At 65.0% G+C, this 21,051-nt stretch carries 11 protein-coding genes; 6 read left to right on the plus strand and 5 right to left on the minus strand.

The window, feature by feature from the left end; all coding sequences use genetic code 11:
* Nucleotides 1-296: 296 nt before the first annotated feature.
* Together CFB52_RS28320 and CFB52_RS28325 are read right to left on the minus strand one after the other, a co-directional pair.
* Complete coding sequence (locus CFB52_RS28320) at nt 297-9,476, minus strand: hemagglutinin repeat-containing protein (RefSeq protein WP_180278275.1); 9,180 nt, start codon at nt 9,474-9,476, stop codon at nt 297-299.
* 438 nt (nt 9,477-9,914) lie between these two features.
* The gene (locus CFB52_RS28325; protein WP_060011291.1) at nt 9,915-10,391 is read right to left on the minus strand and encodes an OsmC family protein; all 477 of its coding nucleotides are present in this window, start codon (nt 10,389-10,391) and stop codon (nt 9,915-9,917) included.
* Nucleotides 10,392-10,521: 130 nt separating this feature from the next.
* On the opposite strand from CFB52_RS28325, the gene CFB52_RS28330 reads away from it, so the two are divergent.
* Entirely contained in the window at nt 10,522-11,163 is a 642-nt protein-coding gene (locus CFB52_RS28330; RefSeq protein ID WP_089465873.1) for a GntR family transcriptional regulator, read from the plus strand.
* A gap of 26 nt (nt 11,164-11,189) precedes the next feature.
* On the opposite strand, the gene CFB52_RS28335 is transcribed toward CFB52_RS28330, so the two are convergent.
* Nucleotides 11,190-12,215: a LacI family DNA-binding transcriptional regulator gene (locus CFB52_RS28335; RefSeq protein ID WP_059581555.1), complete on the minus strand. Its 1,026-nt coding sequence runs from the start codon at nt 12,213-12,215 to the stop codon at nt 11,190-11,192.
* A 189-nt stretch (nt 12,216-12,404) separates the two neighbouring features.
* On the opposite strand from CFB52_RS28335, the gene CFB52_RS28340 reads away from it, so the two are divergent.
* The 5 genes from CFB52_RS28340 to CFB52_RS28360 all read left to right on the plus strand — a co-directional run bounded on the left by CFB52_RS28340 (nt 12,405) and on the right by CFB52_RS28360 (nt 18,752).
* Nucleotides 12,405-13,553, plus strand: coding sequence for an ABC transporter ATP-binding protein (locus CFB52_RS28340; protein WP_099318083.1), 1,149 nt, complete (start codon nt 12,405-12,407; stop codon nt 13,551-13,553).
* A gap of 9 nt (nt 13,554-13,562) precedes the next feature.
* Entirely contained in the window at nt 13,563-15,554 is a 1,992-nt protein-coding gene (locus tag CFB52_RS28345; protein ID WP_099318084.1) for a beta-galactosidase, read from the plus strand.
* Nucleotides 15,555-15,620: 66 nt separating this feature from the next.
* On the plus strand, nt 15,621-16,880 hold the full coding sequence (locus CFB52_RS28350) for an ABC transporter substrate-binding protein (protein ID WP_099318085.1): 1,260 nt from the start codon (nt 15,621-15,623) through the stop codon (nt 16,878-16,880).
* Nucleotides 16,881-16,934: 54 nt separating this feature from the next.
* Entirely contained in the window at nt 16,935-17,879 is a 945-nt protein-coding gene (locus CFB52_RS28355) for a carbohydrate ABC transporter permease (protein WP_059581543.1), read from the plus strand.
* Between the two features lie 21 nt (nt 17,880-17,900).
* Nucleotides 17,901-18,752, plus strand: coding sequence for a carbohydrate ABC transporter permease (locus CFB52_RS28360; protein WP_099318086.1), 852 nt, complete (start codon nt 17,901-17,903; stop codon nt 18,750-18,752).
* Between the two features lie 246 nt (nt 18,753-18,998).
* Here the strand turns inward: CFB52_RS28360 and CFB52_RS28365 are convergent, their stop codons facing one another.
* Both CFB52_RS28365 and CFB52_RS28370 read right to left on the minus strand, forming a co-directional pair.
* On the minus strand, nt 18,999-19,382 hold the full coding sequence (locus CFB52_RS28365; protein ID WP_060011169.1) for a hypothetical protein: 384 nt from the start codon (nt 19,380-19,382) through the stop codon (nt 18,999-19,001).
* Between the two features lie 172 nt (nt 19,383-19,554).
* On the minus strand, nt 19,555-21,006 hold the full coding sequence (locus CFB52_RS28370) for a DEAD/DEAH box helicase (RefSeq protein ID WP_099318087.1): 1,452 nt from the start codon (nt 21,004-21,006) through the stop codon (nt 19,555-19,557).
* Between the last annotated feature and the right edge of the window lie 45 nt (nt 21,007-21,051).

A 21,051-nucleotide genomic window follows, 5' to 3' on the forward strand; every position in this document is an offset into this window, starting at 1 on the left:
GTGCCCGGCCCAACACTGTCAAGATAGTCATTTATACAATCCTCATTTATGGCTATCTTCCCGGTATGTCTTCTTTGCTTTACGCCACGCCGAACCGCCAAATGGTTTAATCTTAAGCATATGCGCTCGACTAGAAATACCGCCAAGCGCCATTGTCGCAAAGCCAAGGATGAATGCCCCGGCTCTGATCCATCGGGGCATTTGGTCAAATCCAAGCCCCCCCACAGCCACGGCTAAGCCAATCAAGAAAAGTACAACCCTCAGCCACCCTGCGAAATTACCATCTTCGATTAGTCTCATTTCTTTCCCTTGTCAGCGCTCGGACCGAAAATCGAATTCAGCTGCTGTCCAACCCAGTTGCTGATCGTTGTTGAGAATGGTTGCTTTTTTATGACTTCGGATGTGCCATTGATGACCAGCGACGCGATAGGCATTTTATCCCCAACCACTTGACCACCCAGTGCCAAAGCACCCTCGTAAGTGTATTGACCTGCATTGGGACTTACCAGTTGGGACACGGCGTCAGCACCGATACCTACAACCGTCGCTCCGTATGCAATTGTTCCAAACGCTGGAGCAAAGGGTGACGGCACGGCAGCCCCAGTTGCCGCAGTTGACGAAATCCACCCTGCGGTGTTCGACACCATCGACGCCATATCCGCAGTCGTGCCCTTCACATAGTTCGCATCCGACTGGTCGAACTTCGTAAACGGTCCCGTTATGTTCCAGCTTCCACCGCTTCCGTTGGGAGCATAAATAACGCGCGGCACGTCACCCGCCGGGACCGATCCCGCATTCGTCGCGATGTATGTCTGCAATTCCGGATTAGGCTGTGCTGTAAGCTGCGTGAGAATCGTTTTCCCATCACTGGTCGTGCCGCCCGACACCCATCGCGCCCCCGAATCGGTGGGCAACTGACCAATCAGCGTCGCTGGCGCACCCGACTCGTTCGTCCCGTTCACGTTGGCGCCCATAATACGCATCTGGTCTTCGATCTGCGCTTGCGTGTATTTCCCCTTGCTTTTATCGGCGAGCTGCTTCGCGAGCGTCTTGTCTTCGGCATGCAGTTGACGGTTGAACCGGTCAACGTTGTACCCCGAGAACGCTCCCGCCTCACCTCCTACAGCGGCGCCCGCACCTGTCGCAAGCGCGTTCGCCACGATGTTGCCCAGCGCCTGATTCATATTGGCATTGCCGGTCGGATCGCTGCCGGCGATCGCGCTGCTCAGCTCGTTCAGCTTGCCCGACGCGATCGATGCAATCGCCGCGCCGGCTGCACCACCTACCGCGTTGCCGCCAGCCAGTCCCGTCACCAGCGCCGCGCCGGCACCTTGCATCAGCGCGCGATTCGCTCCGCCTTCCTTCCACGCTTCGACGCCGGCCTGGTCACCGCTCGCGGCGGCGTCCTTCATCATCTTGTCCGCGTAATCCCCAATCCGGCGCGACACCGCTTCGCCGGCCGCGCTGGCTGCCGCCATCATGTCCGACTGATTGGCCAGCAGGTTCTGCATGTCGGGGAGTTTGGCGACCGTACCGTTCGTATTCGTCGTGTCGCGGTTCAAGCCCGCCACATCCTGCTTCTGGTTTGCCGAATCCGTAATCGTAATGGTCCCCGCACTCACGCCGCTCTTCGTCGTCGCGCTATCACTGCCGCTGTCGTTTTGGCCAAGCATCGGTGCGACACCACCGGCATTCTTGCCCGACGCGCTGCCGTGCGTGCTGTAGTTCATCCCGCCGTCGCCGGTCGTCGCGCCCGCGCTGAAGCCGCTCGAGCTCGCGTCGTAGTGCGACTGGTTCTGGATATCCGAGAACGAGAGGGAACCCGTCGTCAGCGAATTCTTCGACGCATCCGCGCTACTCGCGATCAGCCCGCCTTTCAGGTCGGTATTGCCGGTGACGTTGATATTGAAGCCGCCGTCGCCCGCTTGGATCCCGGCTTGCTCGTTGACGCCCGCATAGCTGCCCGACGCGTTGCCCTTGCTCTGGCTGAAGCTCGCACTGGCGCCGCCCTGACTGATGCTGAAGCCGCCGCCCGAACTCGACTGATGCGCCGCGCTCGTCAGCGTGTCTTGCACGCTCGCGATGTTCAGGTTCCCGCCCACATCGGCATTCACCTGGTTGCCGTTCACGTTCGAGCCGATGATGTTCGTATCACCGCCCGAAATGATCGTCACGCCGTTTGCCGCATTCACGTGACTGTTGTTCTGCGTGGCCAGATCGCTGTTGCCGTCGCCATTGGCTTTCGACATCGCCGCCGAGATACCAAAGCCGCCCGTGCCGACCGACACGCCCACGCTCGCACTCTTCGACTCGTTCGTGCTGCGCGTCGAATCCGTATCCGTCGTATTGACGATATTGACCTGATTCTTCGCCGCCAGAATCACATCGCTCGCGTTCACGTTCGAGCCGGCGATCGTCACATTGCCGCTGCCCGGCTCACCGTTGCCGGTTGCCGCAAATGCCACCGTTCCGCCGGCGTTCACATTCGAGCCGCGATTCGTCACGCTGTTCTCGGTAAACGCGCTCTTGCTATGGCTGCTGCCGACGCTGAGTTCGACCTTGAATTGGGGCGTCTGGCCTGCTCCCAGCGCGTTGACCACGTCGCCTGCAGTCACGTTCGCATCCCACGCCGCACTCGCCGCGGCCATCCCGTGCAGCGCTGCTGCACGGCCATCCTGGCTATTACTGGACGCACGCGATTGACCCACCGCATTCGACACCGCATCGATCACCGGCGCTTTCAACGCCAGCGTCAGGCCGCTCTTCGACACTTCCTGCGTCTCGCCGTGGTGGTTCTTGTCCTGCGCGGCGTCGATCGTAACGTTCGCGCCTGTCCCGCTGAGATTCTTCGCCGCGATCAGGTCGCTGCCGGTCACGTGCAGATCGTTGCCAGCCGCGATGCTCAGGTTGCCGTTCAGCGAGCCGATCGTGCTGGCGTTGTTCGACACCTCGGCGCTCTGGTTGGTTGTCTTCAGCGAACTGCTGCCCACCGACACCGACAGTCCGCCGCCCGACATCAGCCCGGATTCCTTCTTGTTGTAGTAGCTCGACGACTGCAAGGTATCCTGCGACGTCGTGACCGTTACGTTACGCGCTGCCGTGAGCGTCACGTCATTCGTTCCGACGATGGTGCTGCCCTGAACATTGACGTCCTTTCCACTGACGATGTTCGCACCGTCCGCTGATACCAGACTACCCTGATTCAGCGTCATCGTCTGGTCGATCCCGCTCGCGACCTTCACGCCGCTCACGACGTTGCTGTGGCTATGCGTCTCGTGTGAGTTCAGCTCATGCGTTTCGGTCGCCGCGCCGATATTCACGTCGCCGGCCGCCATCAGGTTCGCATTCCCCTTGTCGAGGCTAACCGTGCTGCCACTGATCGTGAGATCCTTGCCCGACGCAATCGTGACCGTGTCGCTGCCTTTAAGCGTCGTCCCGGTCAGCGCCTGATCCGACGTGTGCAGCGTCTCCGCGTAACTGCCGTGACTATCGCTGCCCGAACTGTTGCTGTTCACGGTCGACGTCGCGCTCGCTGCGCCGAGCGTGACGTTGCCCTTGGCTGCGATCGCCCCGCCTTGGCCGAGGTCGATCTGCGCACCCTTGGCGGTCAGATCTCCGCCGACGCCAATCAGTGAAGCACCGCCAACCTGCACAGTGCTGCCGGTGACCTTGTTGATGTCGGTATTCGACACGCCGTTCGCGCGCTGCACGATCTTGTGCTCGCCGGTCTGGACCGCGCCGAGATCCCAGTTGCCGCCGACATTCATCCCGAGATTGCCGCCGACCGACAGGTTGCCCGCGTTCTGCTGGAAGTTGCCGCCCGTCGTGATCGACGCATTGCCCGACACGTCGAGTTTGGCGGTCGGCCCGAGCGTCGTCACCACGCTCGTCGCGCCGTCCCGGCTCACGCGCGTGTTCGTCTTCGTCGCCGTATCGAGAACCAGGTCTTTCCCGGCATCCAGCTGCAGGCTGCCAGCCTTCACGTTGGCCGACGTCAGATCGATGTTGTTGTCGGTCTTCAGCGACATCAGCCCGCCGCTTTGCAGCGCACCGAACGCGTTGTCGATCTGCTTGCCCTGGATCTCCAGCGTGTTGTCGGCCTTGATCGTGCCGCTGTTCGTGAACGACTGCGCATTCTGGAAATCGATGTTCGTCGCGCTGATCAGCGGGCCGTTGATATTCTGCTGATTCGCCTGCGCGAGATATACGACCGGCACCAGCACCGACTGGCCGTCGACCACACGCGTCTCCATCATGATCACGTTGCTGGTTAGCTTCGACACCTGCTCGGCCGTCAAGCTCGCGCCCATCGGCAGATCGAGCGATCTCGACAGATCCGCGCCCGCCGTCATCAACGACTGATACATCGTCTGCAGGTCCGCGTACGGGCCGAGCACCGCCTTGCCGGTCAGCGCCGTCACTTGATTGCGTACGAGCTGCTGCTCATAGAAGCCGTCGCCGAGCCGCTTCGGGATGTGCGTGAGGTCGACGCCGAGCTGACCGAAGAAGTAGTCGCTCGAAATGAAATTCTTCTGGTTCGTGAAAGCCGGATTCGTCTCGATCACGTAGCTCGCGTTCGGCGCGGTGGTCGGCTTGAACAAGCCTCCTTGCGGAATGGTGAGGTTATTCAGGACGTTCAGCGCCGTTGCACTGGCGATGATCGGATCGACCGGCGCCGGCGGACCGCCGTGCACCGACGACGCCCCCGATTTCGCGCCGCTCGCGTTACCGCTCAGATTGGCGGGCGTGAGGCCCGGCACCGACTGTCCCGGCAACAAGCCGAGCGACGGAATCGATGTGTTGGCCGCCGAGTTGTTGACGCTCACACCCGTACCCGAGATCGTGCCGTTGGAACTCAGCGTCGAAAAATAGCCCGGCAGCGTGTAATCCTTGATCGACGCCGGCGCCGCCTGCGTATAGCCACCCGGGCGCCCCGTCACGAACGGCGCATTGCCGAACGGCAGTTGCCAGTCGTGTTCAGTGTTGTCGTAGTTGTTGTAGTGGTATTGCCCCGAGTAGGACACCGTCACGCCCGGCAGTTTCTGCCCGGTCACCGCCCAGCCGTCGGCGTCGTAGTGCCCCGGCACCTTGATGTCGCCGACCGCCGCGATATTGCTCCAGTAGTTTTGCAGCGTGCCGACCGACGACGCATCGATCTTGCCGCCCGACACGATCTGCGCGGCCGGGCTGATGTCAGACACGGTCGTCGCTGTCGCGCTGTCGGCATAGTACGTCGTCTTCTGGTAGTTGCTGTTCCACTGCCCGCTATGCGGCGGATCGGTCGGCACCCCACCCACGAAACCCAGAAAAAGTTCACGTACTGCGGGGTCGCGAAGGTCGACCCCGCCCACGTCCCGACCCGCGCAGGCTTCCATGTGGACCGCCACGCATCCGGACATGCTGATGCCGAACTGCGCGAGCAGTGCCGGATCGATCTGGCTGGTGGACGTCTTCATCACGCGGCGCGTGCTCGTCACCTTGTCCGCGTGCAGTTCCATGTCGCCGCTGGACTGGATCAGCGCCGACACATTGTTGACGAGCCCCGCGTTCGTGTAGTTGCCGCTCGCGTCCTTGCCGCCTCCCAGTACGACTTTGCCCATCCCGAAGATGGCCGTCGTCGCCATCGAATCGGACGCAGTCGTGTCGTCGCGGTTTTCGATGTCGCGTGCGAGGATTTCGAGCGTGCCGTTGCTGTCGGATGCGCCGATCAGCGCGGTCGGGCCGAGGTTCGAGATCGTATTGACGGCGTTAAGCGACGCGCTGGCGCCCACGAGCGCACCCGTGTTCGTCAGATTGATCGATTGCGTGTGCAGCAGGCCGCCGGCAGTCAACGCGCCCACGTTGACGATGTTGCCCGCGTTGACGCTCAGGTTGTTGACCGATTGCAGGTTCGCAATGTTCGTGAAGGTGCCGGGCAGCGTGAAGGCGAGATCGTGCCCAACGTTGAACTGCGTATCGGACGCCGCCGTGTAGTCGCCCTGCAGGTTCACGTTGGCGTCGTGCGTTGCGCTGTACGTGCCGCCGCCCAGCAGCGTGGCCGCCGACACCGACAGATCGTGCGTCGAGCTGATCTGTCCGTTCGTATTCGTGATCGCGCCGGTCGTCGTGACGTCCACGTCGCCGTTCGAATTCGTGACGTTGCCGATGGTGCCGCCGCTGTTGTCGAGGGTGTTGCCTTGTACGTGCAGCGACGCGCCGCTGAGCTGCCCGCCCTGCGTGTTGCTGATCGATGCCGCGCTGACCGTCACATCGCCGTTGCCGGTGATCGCACCCATGCCCGACACGCCGCTGGCGTGGCTGTTCGCAATCTGGCTGCCGCCTTGCACGGTCATCTTGCCGGTGCCGAGGTCGACAATGGCGCCGTCCGCGTTGTCGATCGAGGCCGATTGAATGGCGAGCGTGCTGGTGTCGCCTGCAACCGATTGCCCTGCCTGGATGTGGCCGCTTCGGTTCGACAGCGCCCCACCGTTCTTCAACGACAGCGACGCGTCTGATCGGAGCAAACCCTGCGCGTTGTTTACGTCACCGGCAATGGTCGCGTTGATGCGGCGTTGCGCCGCGAGAATACCGCCGGCGTTATTCCAGGAAGCCGCGTTGACGATAGCTTGTCCCTTCGTCACGATGGTACCGGACGCGTTGTTCAGCGCGCGGGCGCCATTGCCCGGCGCAATCGTCAGCGTGCCGGTGCCAGCATGCGTAATGGTGCCGCCTGCGTTGTTCAACTCGGCCGGCTCAAGCGTCAGATCCGTGGCATTGGTCTGGATCACGCCGGCGGCCGAGTTGTCGAGCGTGCCGCTGACGTTCATTCCCATCGCCGACGAGCCGTACTGCGTGATCGTGCCGCCGTGATTCACGAGGTTCGCGGCCGTCAGCGCGAGCTGATTGGCTTCGAGCTTGCCGCCGCTGTTGTCGAGCGTCGAATCGGCGATGACAGACAGATTCGGCGCGACGATCGAGCCGCCCTGATTCGTCATGGAGCCCGTGCGGAGCGTCGCATTCGTGCCGGCACCGATCTGGCCGCCGTCGTTCGACAGCGTACCGCTGGTGACGCCGAGATCCGTGTTCGACAGCAGCTTGCCGCTCGCATTGTTCAGCGTGCCGGCGACGGTTGCCGCCAGTCCGTTCTGCGCGTTTATCGAGCCCGACATGTTGTTCAGCGTGCCGGCTTGCGCGACCACGCGCCCGTTGCTCGCGATTGCGCCGCCGACGTTCGATACCGAGCCCGAACCATTGCCGAGCGTCAGCGTGCCGGTTCCAGCATGCGTGATCGTGCCGCCGTCGTTCACGAGTGCCGTCGGCGCGAGCGTCAGGGCGGTACTGTTCGTTTGCAGCGTACCGCCACTCGAATTGTCGAGCGTGCCCGACACGTTCACGTCCATCGCGCCGGCGCCGGTCTGCGTGATGGTGCCGCTGTGATTCATGAGCTCGGTCGCGTTCAACGACACCTGACTCGCCTGCACGGCACCCGCGCTATTGTCGAGGGTCGTGCCCGTCAGCGCGGCCGTCTGACCGACGATCGAGCCGCCGTTGTTGATCAGGCGCGCGCCCGCATCGACAGCCACCTTTTGCGCGGCCTGCAGCGTGCCGCTACCGTTGTCGACCGACTGGCCCGATACCCGCAGATTCGTGTTGGACGTGATCGCGCCGCGATTGACAACGTTTGCGCCGCCGACCGACACATCGCCATTGCCGCCGATCACACCGCCTTGCGCACCGTTCGCGGTGGTACCTGCCGCATTGATCAATTGGCCGCTCGTCGTGACCGAGAGGCCGTCTGCGTTGAGCGACGTGATCCGCCCCGCCGTGTTGTCCAGTGACGCGCCGGCCACCGTCATGCCGGCCGCGCTTTGAATAGTGCCCTGGTTGTTCGCGATATCACCGCCACGCAGGTCGGCCGTGCTTTCGGATACGAGCTCGCCCGATTGGTTGGCGATCTGGCCGGCGACATTCACCGACAACGCGCTCTGTGACGAAACCTTGCCGCTCTGGTTCGAGAGGGCACCGCCGGTCAGCGTCGTGCTGCCGCCGCTCGACAGGTTGCCGTGATCGTTGATCATCGTGCCCGAAGCATTCGCGTGGACGTCGCCTTGCGCGCTCGTCGTCGCGTTCGACAGGTTCATGTCGCCGGCCGTCGCGTTCAGCGACAGATTGCCGTTTGCTGCGGTCTGGCTGCCGGCGAGATTCACGCTGCTGCCGGACAGCGACGCATTGCCGCCTGCCACGTTCTGGCCGGTTGCGCTCAGTTGGCCCGACGTCGAGACGTTCAGGTCGCCACCGCGGCCGACGGAGCCATCGTTGTTCACACCCGCGCCGAGCGTACCCGTCGAATTGACGGTGCCGGCGTTCACGGTCGTATTCTGTTGCGCCGCGAGCGTCCCGGTGTTCGTCAGATCGGCGACGGTATTCACCGACGCCGACTGTTGCGCGTACGTCGTGCCGCTGTTCTGGAGGCCACCGGCGGCCGACAGTGCGAGATTGCCGCTCGCCGTGGTCTTGCCGGTCAGCACGAGCCGGCCGTTCGACTGCAGCGTCAGGTCACCGGCCTGCGCCGCGATCGTGCCAGCGTTGGCCACCCCGACACCGAACTCGTTGGACGCCAGGAAGATCCGATTACTATACATACCGCCTAACTGGCTCACGTCGATCGCGACTGACGGAGCGGGGCCGTCGCCGGCGATCGGCGTCGCGGCAAGCGTGTCGTGGTTGACCTGATTCGTACCGGCGATCACGTTCATGTTCTTCGCGTAGACCGCCGCGTTCACCTGTACCGCGCGAGCAATAAGATCCACCTGATCGGTACCGGTTGCATTCAAACCGGCACCCGAGACGGTCACGAGCCCGCGGTTGACGTTGTAACCGGCGAGCGAACCATCGGCGCCGTAGTACGGCGCGCCCGTTGTGAGGGTTGCGCGACTGGTGTTGATGAAGGACGCGCCATCAAGATAAATGCCCGACGGATTCGCGAGGACGAGCTCCGCCCGGGAGCCGGCGATCTCCAAAGCGCCACGAATTTGGGAAGGATTCGGACTGTTGACCTGATTGACGATGATCCGCGCGGCCTGCCCGGCGCCGAAGTTCGGGTTGCCGTTGATCCAGCCCGCCTGCTGCGTCTGAACCATCGTGGCCGAGTTGTTCAGGATCGCGCCAGCCTTTTGTACGTCGAACTGGTTGTAAGTGTTGACCGAGACGCCCGCATTCGACGGTCGCGCCACGTTGACTTGAGGCAAGCCGTTCGGCGTCTGGATCACGTGCGTGCTCGTGCCCGGCGTCGGCACGATCTGCGCATCGGACAAGGTGGGGAACATGCCAAGCGCAGCAACGCCCGCTGCTACGACGTGCACACCGGATATCGACGAGCGTCGACGTGCGCGTGCCTCGGCTGTTGCGGATTTGCCCTCGGCGATCGCCGTCTCCGCGACGGCCACCACGATACCCCGAAGCCTGGAATACACCAGGCGATGCGTATTTTTGTTCACTCTCGTTGACGCGGCCCGCGTCCATTCGTTGGATTATCGAGCGTGAGCGTACCAAAGCACTGGTAAATCACTGTCAACAATTGCTAAGCCGTTGAAGAAACACCACAAATTGTGAATTCCGGATGCGTCTGATTGACATGCGCCGTGGACATTTCCTGTCAGATACGTAAGGCATACTGACGGACAATCGGACTGACTTTTCGCATAAATTTTGTTTTCCGATTTCTCTCGCACGACTCCCGTCCGAAAATAATCGTTATCGTATGCAGTCAATTAAACAAGAGGCATTCGACATCGATGGCGCGCCCGTAGCCCACTCGGTCACAATAAACGGGCGTATATCGGAAGCACGACTCGCATCGCTATCCCGAGCGTCCATGCAGGCGCATTGATCTGCTCGAAAATGTCCGGCTACGAACGAGGACTGATTGCTCCGAGCTAGGCTGCCTCGACCTCGATCACCGGCTCGCAACGAATCGGAAAATTGACCGAATTCGCGATATAGCACTTCGCGTGCGCATCGTGATGCAGCCGCTCGGCGAGCGCGCGATCGTCGCCCGCCCGGATCATCACCCGCGGGCGCAGCACGATTTCGGTGAAGCGCCCGGCTTCAGCGCTGTCGACCATCGTGCCTTCCGCGTGGTCGACGTAGGCCAGCACGCGGATGCCGGCCTCGGCGCACAGATGCAGATACCAGAGCTCGTGGCATGCCGATGCCGACGCGAGCAGCAGATCTTCGGGGTTCCAGCGCGCGGCGTCGCCGCGGAACGCCGGGTCCGACGAACCGGGGATATCCGGCTTCGAACCAGCCCGGATCACATGATCGCGGCCGTACTCGCGATAGCCGGACGTGCCGGTGCCGCGATTGCCCGTCCACTCCACCGCGACGCGATACCGGTGTTCGCCAGATGCCATTTCGCTCTCCATTGATGTTGGTTGCCCCACCGGGCCGAACGCCGTTGCGTGCAGCCCGTCGATGGTCGCCATTGTGGCACTGGATGGTCGTTTGGTATACCATTATTCCAAAATTAACGAACAGGCACGCATGGAAGCCAAACTCGACTCCACGGCGGACGCGATCGCCGCGTCGCTGCGCGACATGATCATCAACGGCGAGCTGGCGGCCGGCGAGCGGCTCGTCGAGCGCGACCTGGCCGAGCGGTTCGGCATCAGCCGGATCCCGATGCGCGAGGCAATCCAGCGGCTGGAGCGCGAAGGTTTGCTCGATATCTTCCGGAATCGCGGCGCGGTCGTGCGCATGCTGAGCGCATCGGACGTGCAGGAAATCTACGATCTGCGCGTGCTGCTCGAAGGCGACGCGATCTACCGCAGCGTGAAGCGGCTCGACGACGAAACGCTCGCGCGCGCCGAGCTCGTGCATCGGCTGCTCGGCGATGCAACCGCGCCGCGCCGGCAGGGCGAGCTGAACCGTGAATTCCACGCATTGCTGTATTCGTGCTGCGGCAACGCGCGGCAGTTGAAGTCGATCGGCGAACTGCGCGGCCAGGTCGAACGTTATGAGCGCCTGCAGGCCACGCTGCTCGCGGACACGCCGTCGTTCCAGGTCGAGCACGAAGCGATTCTGCAGGCATGTCGCGAACGCAATGCACGCGCGGCACGCGCGATGACGGTCGCGCATCTCGAGTCGGCAAGAAGCATCGTGCTGCGGCTCGTCGAAGGCGGCTGAGGCGGCGCACGACCGCCCGCGCCTCGCTATGCCGCGTGCGGTACCGGCCCGGTCGTCCCGCGCACCGCCAGCGTCGGCGGTGACGCGACCCGCACGCGCGATGCGTCTCCACCCTGCCCGCCCGCCTCGCGCAGCGTATTGAGCAATTCGACCGCGAGGCCGGCCGCCTCGGCGGTCGGGATCGCGACGGTCGTCAGCGTGGGCCGCGTGTCGCGGGCGAGATGGATGTCGGTGATGCCGACGATCGACAGATCGTCGGGCACGCGCCGGCCGCGATCGGCGGCCGCATGCATCGCGCCGATCGCCGGCAGGTCGTTGGTCGCGACGAGGGCGGTCAACCGCGGGTGCGCATCGAGCAGCCGGCCCGCCGCACGCAGTCCGCCTTCGATCGAATCGTGCTCGGCCGCGACGATCGACGCGTCGAGCCCCGCGTCGCGCATCACGTCGACGAAGCCGTCGTAGCGCGCCGCCTGCACGCCGCTCGCCGCGCCGCCGACGATCACGCCGATCTTCTCGTGACCGAGCTCGAGCAGATGCCGCGTCGCGATCCGTCCGGCCTCGCGGAAATCGATCGCCACGCACGGCAGGCCGTCGGGCGGCGCGTCGGGCCGCTCCCACAGGCACAGCACGACCGGCACGCCGCGCCGCGCGACGTCGAGCAGATCCGGCAGGTGCAGGTTCGCATTGGTCACGAGAATCCCCTCGGAGATCGTGCCGGCGATCTGGTCGAGATACGCACGCCCCTGCAACGGGTCTTCATTCGTATTGCAGACGATCAGGAACTGCCCGTTGCGGCGCACCGCGCGCTCGACCGCCAGCGCGAACTCCGGATAGAACGGGTTCGCGATACTCGATACCATCAGCGCGACCGTCGGCGCACGGCCTTCGGCCAGCGCCCGCGCGGCGAGATGCGGGCGGTAGCCGAGCGCGTCGACCGCTTCGAGCACGCGCGCCCGCGTCGCGTCGCCGACCCGGCCGCGGCCGCGCAGCACGTTCGACACCGTCGCGGCCGTCACACCGGCGCGGCGCGCCACTTCTTCCAGTGTTGCCATCGTTTGCCCACTATATGAGACGTCGATCCAGTATTTGCTTCGCTCACCGAAGCGGCGCACTATCGCCGCACACCTTGCCGCCCGACCGACGGGCGCGACTCGGCCGCGATCGCATCGCCTCTTTTTTTGATCGCGATGATTAAGCGCTTAATCACGCAGGATGGCGCATTAAAACATGGAGCGGAGACAATGGCGAGCATCTCGATGCGGCGCGTGCAGAAAGCCTTCGGCGAGCACGCGCCGGTCATTCGCGACGTCGATCTGGAGATCGGCGCGCACGAGTTCTGCGTGTTTCTCGGGCCGTCCGGGTGCGGGAAATCGACGCTGCTGCGCATGATCGCCGGGCTCGAGGATCTGAGCGCGGGCGAGCTGTCGATCGACGGCCGCCGCGTCGACGACGTGCCGGCCGCCGAGCGCGGCGTCGCGATGGTGTTCCAGAGCTACGCGCTGTTTCCGCACATGACGGTGTACGAGAACATGGCGTTCGGGCTGAAGCTCGCGCGCGTGCCGAAGGCCGAGATCGACCGGAAGGTGCGCGACGCCGCGCGCATCCTGCAGCTCGACGCGCTGCTCGAGCGCAAGCCGAAGGCGCTGTCGGGCGGCCAGCGGCAACGCGTCGCGATCGGCCGCGCGATCGTGCGCGAGCCCGGCGTGTTCCTGTTCGACGAGCCGCTGTCGAATCTCGACGCGGCGCTGCGCGGCCAGACCCGCGTCGAAATCGCGAAGCTGCATCGGCAGTTCGAGCGCGCGAGCGTGGTGTACGTGACGCACGACCAGACCGAGGCGATGACGCTCGCCGACAAGATCGTGCTGCTGCACGCCGGCGCGGATACCGCGCGGCACGGCAGCATCGCGCAAGTGGGCGCGCCGCTCGACCTCTATCACCACCCTGCCAGCCGCTTCGTCGCCGGCTTCATCGGCTCGCCGCGCATGAATTTCCTGCCGGCCGTCGTGACCGCGTGCGACGCGCGGCGCACGAGCGTCACGCTCGTGCCGTCCGGCGAAACCTTCGTGCTGCCGCGCGACGGCTCGGCGCTCGGCGCCGGCACGGCCGTGACGCTCGGCATCCGCCCCGAACACCTGACGCTCGGCGCCGCGCCCGACGCGACGACGCTCGCGCGCGACGTCGTGCTCGTCGAACGCCTGGGCGAACAGACCTACGTGCATCTCGATCCGCCCGGCGGCGCACCGCTGATCGCGAAGGTGCCCGGCGACGCGCAGGTCCGCACCGGCGAACGCGTGCACGTGCACGCGCCGGCCGCGGCCTGCCACCTGTTCACCGAAGACGGCCGCGCGGTGCCCGCGCGCGCCGACGTTCACGTTCACCACTACGCATAAGGATCGGGCATGCGCCTCGGAGTCTGTTACTACCCGGAACACTGGCCGGAATCGATATGGGCCGACGACGCCCGCCGGATGAAAGCGCTCGGCATCGAGCAGGTGCGGATCGCCGAATTCGCGTGGAGCCGCATCGAGCCGTCTCCCGGCGAATACGACTGGGGCTGGCTCGACCGTGCGGTCGACGTGCTCGGCGCGGCCGGCCTCGAGATCGTGATGTGCACGCCGACCGCCACGCCGCCGAAATGGCTGGTCGACCGCCATCCCGACATTCTCGCGATCGGCGCCGACGGCCGGCCGCGCGCGTTCGGCTCACGCCGCCACTACGATTTCTCGTCGCCGACCTATCTCGAAGCGTCGCGCCAGATCTGCACGGCGGTTGCCGAACGCTACGGCCGCCACCCGGCCGTGCGCTACTGGCAGACCGACAATGAGCTGGGCTGCCACCAGACGGTCGTCAGCTATTCGCCGGCCGCGCTCGTGCGCTTCCGTGCATGGCTGAAGGCGCGCTACGGCACGATCGATGCGCTGAACCGCGCGTGGGGCACCGTGTTCTGGAGCATGGAGTATCGCCATTTCGACGAAGTGGACGCGCCCGTGGGCACCGTGACCGAAGCCCATCCGTCGCATCGCCTCGACTACCGGCGCTTCGCGTCCGACGAGCTCGCGCGCTATCACCGGATGCAGGTCGACGTGATCCGCGCGCACTCGCCGGGCCGGCCGGTCGCGCACAACTTCATGCAGCTGTTCACCGAGTTCGATCACTACGAGGTCGCGCGCGACCTCGACGTCGCGACGTGGGACAGCTACCCGCTCGGCGCGCTCGAGGAGCTGTGGTTCGCGCCCGACGTGAAGGCGCGCTGGCTGCGCACCGGCCATCCTGATTTCGCGTCGTTCAATCACGATCTCTATCGCGGCATGTCGAAGCTGCCGTTCTGGGTGATGGAGCAGCAGCCGGGCCCTGTGAACTGGGCGCACTGGAATCCCGCGCCGCTGCCGGGCATGGTGCGGCTGTGGAGCTGGGAAGCGTTCGCGCACGGCGCGGGCTGCGTGTCGTACTTCCGCTGGCGGCAGGCGCCGTTCGCGCAGGAGCAGATGCACGCGGGCCTGAACACACCCGACAATCAGCTCGACGAAGGCGGCCGCGAAGCGCGGCGCGTCGCGCAGGAAATCGCCGCCGTGCTCGACGCCGGCGCGGATGCCGACGCGAACGGCGCGGTGCGCGCGCCCGTTGCGCTGGTCTTCGACTACGAGGCGAAGTGGCTGTTCGAAGTGCAGCCGCAGGGCGCCGATTTCCACTACCCGCGGTTCGCGTTCGAGTACTACTCGGCGCTGCGCTCGCTCGGCCTCGACGTCGACATCGTTTCCGCGCATGCACCGCTCGACGGCTATCGGCTCGTCGTCGTGCCGCCGCTGCCGATCGTGCCGGACGATTTCGCGTCGCGGCTCGCCGCATCGGGTGCGCACGCGGTGTTCGGCCCGCGCACCGGCTCGAAAACCGCCGACCTGCAGATTCCGCCGGCGCTGCCGCCCGGCCCGCTCGCGTCGATCCTGCCGGTGCGTGTCTGGCGCGTCGAATCGCTGCGGCCGAACCTGACCGAACGGATCGACGGCACGCTGCGCGACGGGTCACCGCTCACGGGCGCGGCGCGCCACTGGCGCGACTTCGTCGAGTTGCACGACGACACGCGCAGCGTCGTGCACGCGCGCTTCGCCGACGGCCATCCGGCCTGCCTATCGCACGGTACGCTGCATTACTGGGCCGCGCTGTTCGACGATGCGACCACCGTGCGCCTGTTCGCCGATATCGCGGCCGAAGCCGGCCTGGCCCCGACGCCGCTCGGCGACGCCGTGCGCGTGAGCCGCCGCGGCGGCCTGACCTACGTCTTCAACTACGGCGACACACCGCACGCGATCGACGCGGTACCGCCGTCGGCGTTCGTGCTCGGCGCCGCGCAGGTGGAGCCGCAAGGCGTCGCCGTGTATCGAAGCCGTTCGTAGCAACCGCCCCGGCGCGAAGACGCGCCGGTCACGCACAAACAACGACACACAGGACTGGAGACACTCATGACCCATCGCCCCCTTCGCGTCGCTGCCCGCCTGGCGACCGTCGCCGCCATCGCATCCGCATCGTTCGGCGCCGCGGCGCCCGCCGATGCCGGCACGCTGACGATCAACATCGCGTTCAAGGGCGCGAGCCAGCGCGCCGTGTGGCAGTCGACGATCGAAGCGTTCCACAAGGCCCATCCCGACATCGACGTGAAGCCGACCTTCGTCGACGAGGAAGCGTACAAGGTGCAGCTCCCCGCGTGGCTCACGACCGTCGCGCCGGACGTCGTGAACTGGCACGCGGGCGAGCGGATGGCGTACTACGCGAAGCGCGGGCTGTTCGAGGACCTGAGCGGCGACTGGACGAAAAACGGCTGGGACGCGATGTACGCGTCGACGCGCAGCGCCTCGTCGTACAACGGCAAGCAGTACGCGGCGCCGACCGTCTACTACTCGTGGGGGCTGTTCTACCGCAAGGACCTGTTCCGCAAGGTCGGCATCGCCGACGCGCCGAAGACGTGGGACCAGTTTCTCGATGCGTGCAGGAAGCTGAAGGCGGCCGGCATCACGCCGATCGCGATCGGCGGTCGCGACGCGTGGACGCTCGCCGGCTGGTTCGACTATCTCGACCTGCGCCTGAACGGCAACGCGTTCCACCAGCAGCTGATGGCCGGCGACGTGCCGTACACCGACCCGCGCGTGAAGAAGGTCTACACGACGTGGAAATCGCTGATCGATGCCGGCTACTTCATCGACAACGCGCTGTCCTACGATCTCGACGGCGCGCAGCCGTTCCTGTTCCAGGGCAAGGCCGCGATGATGCTGATGGGCACCTTCATCGCGGCGGGTTTCCCGCCCAACGTGAAACCGGAAATGGGCTACTACCGCTTCCCGATCATCGACCCGAAGGTGCCGACCGCCGAGGACGGCCCGGTCGAATCGCTGCACATCCCGACCAAGGCGAAGAACAAGGCCGACGCGCACACGTTCCTCGCATTCGTCGAAACGCCCGAGATCGGCGCGAAGCTCGCCGAAGGGCTCGGCTCGCTGTCGGCCAACAGCAAGTCGCCGGAGCCGGCCGATCCGATCTCGCGCATCGGCTTCCGGATCCTCGCCGACACGAAGGGCGGCGTCGCGCAGTTCTACGACCGCGACATGACCAAGGAAATGGCCGACGAGGGGATGAAGGGCATGCAGCAGTTCGTCGCGAATCCCGCGCAGCTCGATACGGTGCTCGCGCAACTCGAACAGACCCGCAAGCGGATCTACAAGAAGTGACCGCGTGACCCAACCGGCGGCCGCGCGCCGCCGTGTCCGTTCAGGAGGCTTGCCGTGTCCAGTCCGACCACGTCCACCCCGCGCGACGGCACCGCGCCGCCGTCGCGCGGCTCGTCCGCCAGTGCATGGCGCGCCCGCCGCCCGTCGCCCGCCGTGCGGCGGCAACGGCGCGCCGCATGGCTCTTTCTCGCGCCGGCGTGCGCGATGGTTGCCGTCTATGTGATCTGGCCGATCCTGTCGACGCTGTCGCTGAGCCTGTACAACTGGGACGGGATGACCGAGCGCACCTTCGTCGGCCTCGCGAACTACGCGGAGCTGCTTCATGCGCCGACGTTCTACACGGCGCTGCGCAACAACGTGATCTGGCTCCTGCTGTTCATGCTCGCGCCGCCGCTCGGCCTCGCGCTCGCGCTGTATCTGAACCAGGCGGTCGGCGGCATCCGGCTCGTGAAGTCGCTGTTCTTCGCGCCGTTCGTGCTGTCGGGCGTGGTGGTCGGCCTGATCTTCTCGTGGTTCTACGATCCGACCTTCGGCCTGCTCGCGCTGCTCGCCGGGCATGGGATCCCGGTGCTCGGCGACGCGCGCTACGCGACGTTCGGCATCGTGTTCGCCGCGCTGTGGCCGCAAACGGCGTACTGCATGATCCTGTACCTGACCGGCCTCACGTCGGTCAACCCGGAACAGATCGAGGCCGCGCGGATGGAAGGCGCGCGCGGCTTCGCGCTGTTGTGGCACGTCGTGCTGCCGCAACTGCGGCCGACCACGTTCATGGCGATCGTCGTCACCGTGATCGGCGCGCTGCGCAGCTTCGACCTGATCTCGGTGATGACGGGCGGCGGCCCGTTCGAAAGCTCGACCGTGCTCGCGTATTACATGTACGACCAGGCGATCAAGTACTACCGGCTCGGCTATTCCGCGTCGATCGCGGTCGTGCTGTTCGCGATCATGCTCGTCTACATCGTGTTCCAGTTGCGCCGCATGCTGCGCAACGAACAGTGACCTTTCGGGAGTTCACTCATCATGTTTCCGACACCCGTTGCCCACTGGAAGCCGGTATCGCGCCGGCTGTACAAGCTGTCGCTGCCCGTCGCGCTCGTGATCTGGCTGCTGCCGATGATCGCGGTGTTCGTCACGTCGGTGCGCTCGACCGAGGAGCTCGTCGAAGGCCACTACTGGGGCTGGCCGCGCCGCTTCGCGATGATCGAGAACTATCGCGACGCGCTGACGACGTCGCCGATGCTCCATTATTTCTGGAACAGCGTGCAGATCACCGTGCCGTCCGTCATCGGCTCGATCGCGCTCGCGGCGATGGCCGGCTTCGCGCTCGCGACCTACCAGTTTCGCGGCAATACCGCGCTGTTCGGCACGTTCGTCGCCGGCAACTTCGTGCCGGTGCAGGTGCTGATGATTCCGGTGCGCGACCTGTCGCTGCGGCTCGGCGTATTCAATACCGTCGAAGCGCTGATCCTGTTCCACGTCGCGTTTCAGACGGGGTTCTGCACGCTGTTCCTGCGCAACTTCATCAAGCAGTTGCCGTTCGAGCTGATCGAGGCGGCGCGCATCGAGGGCGCGGGCGAATGGACGGTGTTCTGGCGCATCGTGCTGCCGCTGATCCGGCCGGCGCTGGCCGCGCTCGCGATTCTGGTGTTCACGTTCGTGTGGAACGATTATTTCTGGGCGCTGTGTCTCACCCAGGGCGACGAGGCGGCGCCGATCACGGCGGGCGTCGCGGCGCTGAAGGGGCAATGGACGACGTCGTGGAATCTCGTATCGGCCGGGTCGATTCTCGCCGCGCTGCCGTCGGTCGCGATGTTCTTCGCGATGCAGAAGCATTTCGTCGCGGGGCTCACGTTCGGCGCGACGAAAGGCTGACCGCGCGCCGATCGCGTTTTCGGATCTCCCCCTCCGCATCGTGAGGTTGCCCGCTTCGGCGGGCTTTTTTCATGCGTCGCGGGTTCGCTGGATCTCGTTTGGCAACCCTGGCCCGCCGTTCAGCTTCAACACCGTCCACGAATCGGATGAGCGAGAAGACTGATATGAACGGCGAGCGTCCGATACGTGGTGCGGAGCCGACCTTCACAACGGCACGCCCAACGTACCGGCGAATGACAGGCCCGGTCAGAGATCTCCGCGCACTTCACCCGTTCCCAGCGCGTTCCGCTGCCGGTTGACTTCCGCCCACAGTTCATCGCTGTCGTCGTCGCGCAGCACGACCATCCAGTCCAGTTGATCGTCGGTCACGCCGAAGTACTCCAGAATTTCCCGCCGAACCCCATCGATGAACTGCGCGTATTCCGGCGTGGCCTGCGCTCGCGCGTGCAGGGCGTCGTATTCCGCATCGTCCACGCCGCCGCCGTGCTCGTCGATATAGCGCGAGATCCACTGGTCTCGTTCGTGGTCGTAATCGGCTTCGGCGCGCATCGCTTGCACGGCCGTGTAGAAATCCAGTTGGGCAAACGCGGCGATCGCCGCCGTTGTCGCCTCGTCGAATGTCGTCGTCATTCCATCTCTCACTTCAGTCATCGCACATCATCGGTCATGCCGCGAAGCTTCTATCGCGGCCGGTTTCAGGTCGCTCACGACAAACCCGGCAGCGCTGTTCCGAACCACCCGTATGCGTTCACGGCATCGGACAGCTCGATCGTATCGGGCACGTCGAAAGCGAAGGATCGGGCTATCTGGACGGTTTGCCAGGTTTGCCGCGACCACTCGCGGATTTGCCCGCAGCCTTTCCCGCCGCCGGCTTGCCCGCCGGCTTGCCGCGCGGCTTGTGCACGCTGAACGGGCTGCCGACGGTGTAGTCCGTTCCCGTGCCGACGGCTGGCTTCGCATGCTGCGCCGCGGGCTTGCGCTTGCCTTCGCTCCCTTGCGTAGGCGGCTTCTTGCCCGGCGCCTGCCTGGCGACCGGCACGGCTTGCGGCACTTTGGGCTTCTTCGGCTTTTTGGGTTTCTTGATGATCTGACCCGTCGCGCTGGTTTCCGGCACGCGGTGTTCGGCTTCGAAACCCGGCTCTTCTTCCCGACGCAGCGTCTGCCGGATCAGCGCTTCGATCGCGGCCAATTGCGGCGCTTCATCGGCGCACACGAGGGACACCGCCACCCCGCTGGCACCTGCGCGGCCGGTACGGCCGATACGGTGCACGTAGTCTTGCGCGACGATCGGCAGATCGACGTTGATCACCAGCGGCAGATCGTCGATATCCAGCCCGCGCGCCGCCACATCGGTGGCGACCAGCATCTGCACCTCACCCGTCTTGAAGCGCTCCAGCGCACGCAAACGCGCGGGTTGCGGCTTGTCGCCGTGGATCGTATCGACCGCATAGCCGGCTTTCTCCAGCATGAGCGCCAGATAATCGACGCCATTGCGGGTCTTGACGAACACCAGCGCGTGTTCCCACTTGTTTTGGGCCACCAGGTGCATGAAGAGCTCTGGCTTGTTCCGCTTGTCGACCGTCACCACCCACTGCTTGATCTTGCTGGCCGTGGCGTTGGGCGGGCTGACGCTGATATCGACCGGGCTGCGCAGAATGCTCGCGGCCATCTTGCGGATTTCGTCCGAAAACGTGGCCGAGAACAGCAGCGTCTGGCGCCTGGCGGGCAACGCGGCAAAGACCGCGTCGAGTTCGCGCGCGAAGCCGAGATCGAGCATGCGGTCGGCTTCATCGAGCACGAGCGTCTGCACCTGATCGAACTGCACGGCGTTCTGGCGATTGAGGTCGAGCAAACGGCCGGGCGTCGCCACGAGCACGTCGACGCCCTTGCGCAGCTTCATCATCTGCGGATTGATGCTCACGCCGCCGTAGGCGGCCAGAAATCGCAGATCGAGGCCTTTGCCGTACTCGACGAAGCTTTGCAGCACCTGCTCGGCCAGTTCACGCGTCGGCACCAGCACCAGCACGCGTGCACGGTTGCTGGATACCGCCGGGCCGTGTTGCGCCAGCCGTTGCAACAGCGGCAGCGCGAAACCGGCCGTCTTGCCGGTGCCGGTCTGTGCGGCGGCCATGACGTCCTTGCCGCCGAGCACGGCGGGAATCGCCTTGGCCTGCACCGGGGTGGGTGTCTGGTAATTGAGGCCCTGCAGATTACGCAGCAACGGCTCGATCAGGCCAAGCGAGGCAAAAGACATGGACGTGTTCCGGGCTAAAACCGCAATTCTAGCGGTTACCGCGCC

Origin of the sequence: Burkholderia sp. AU18528 (assembly GCF_002223215.2) — a bacterium.
In the GTDB taxonomy this organism is placed as follows: domain Bacteria; phylum Pseudomonadota; class Gammaproteobacteria; order Burkholderiales; family Burkholderiaceae; genus Burkholderia; species Burkholderia semiarida.

What these genes read in the sequence shown, in the direction of transcription:
- CFB52_RS28325 (WP_060011291.1), bottom strand. Translation starts at nt 10,391, where the DNA reads ATGGCATCTGGCGAACACCGGTATCGCGTCGCGGTGGAGTGGACGGGC.
- CFB52_RS28330 (WP_089465873.1), top strand. Translation starts at nt 10,522, where the DNA reads ATGGAAGCCAAACTCGACTCCACGGCGGACGCGATCGCCGCGTCGCTG.
- CFB52_RS28335 (WP_059581555.1), bottom strand. Translation starts at nt 12,215, where the DNA reads ATGGCAACACTGGAAGAAGTGGCGCGCCGCGCCGGTGTGACGGCCGCG.
- CFB52_RS28340 (WP_099318083.1), top strand. Translation starts at nt 12,405, where the DNA reads ATGGCGAGCATCTCGATGCGGCGCGTGCAGAAAGCCTTCGGCGAGCAC.
- CFB52_RS28345 (WP_099318084.1), top strand. Translation starts at nt 13,563, where the DNA reads ATGCGCCTCGGAGTCTGTTACTACCCGGAACACTGGCCGGAATCGATA.
- CFB52_RS28350 (WP_099318085.1), top strand. Translation starts at nt 15,621, where the DNA reads ATGACCCATCGCCCCCTTCGCGTCGCTGCCCGCCTGGCGACCGTCGCC.
- CFB52_RS28360 (WP_099318086.1), top strand. Translation starts at nt 17,901, where the DNA reads ATGTTTCCGACACCCGTTGCCCACTGGAAGCCGGTATCGCGCCGGCTG.
- CFB52_RS28365 (WP_060011169.1), bottom strand. Translation starts at nt 19,382, where the DNA reads ATGACGACGACATTCGACGAGGCGACAACGGCGGCGATCGCCGCGTTT.
- CFB52_RS28370 (WP_099318087.1), bottom strand. Translation starts at nt 21,006, where the DNA reads ATGTCTTTTGCCTCGCTTGGCCTGATCGAGCCGTTGCTGCGTAATCTG.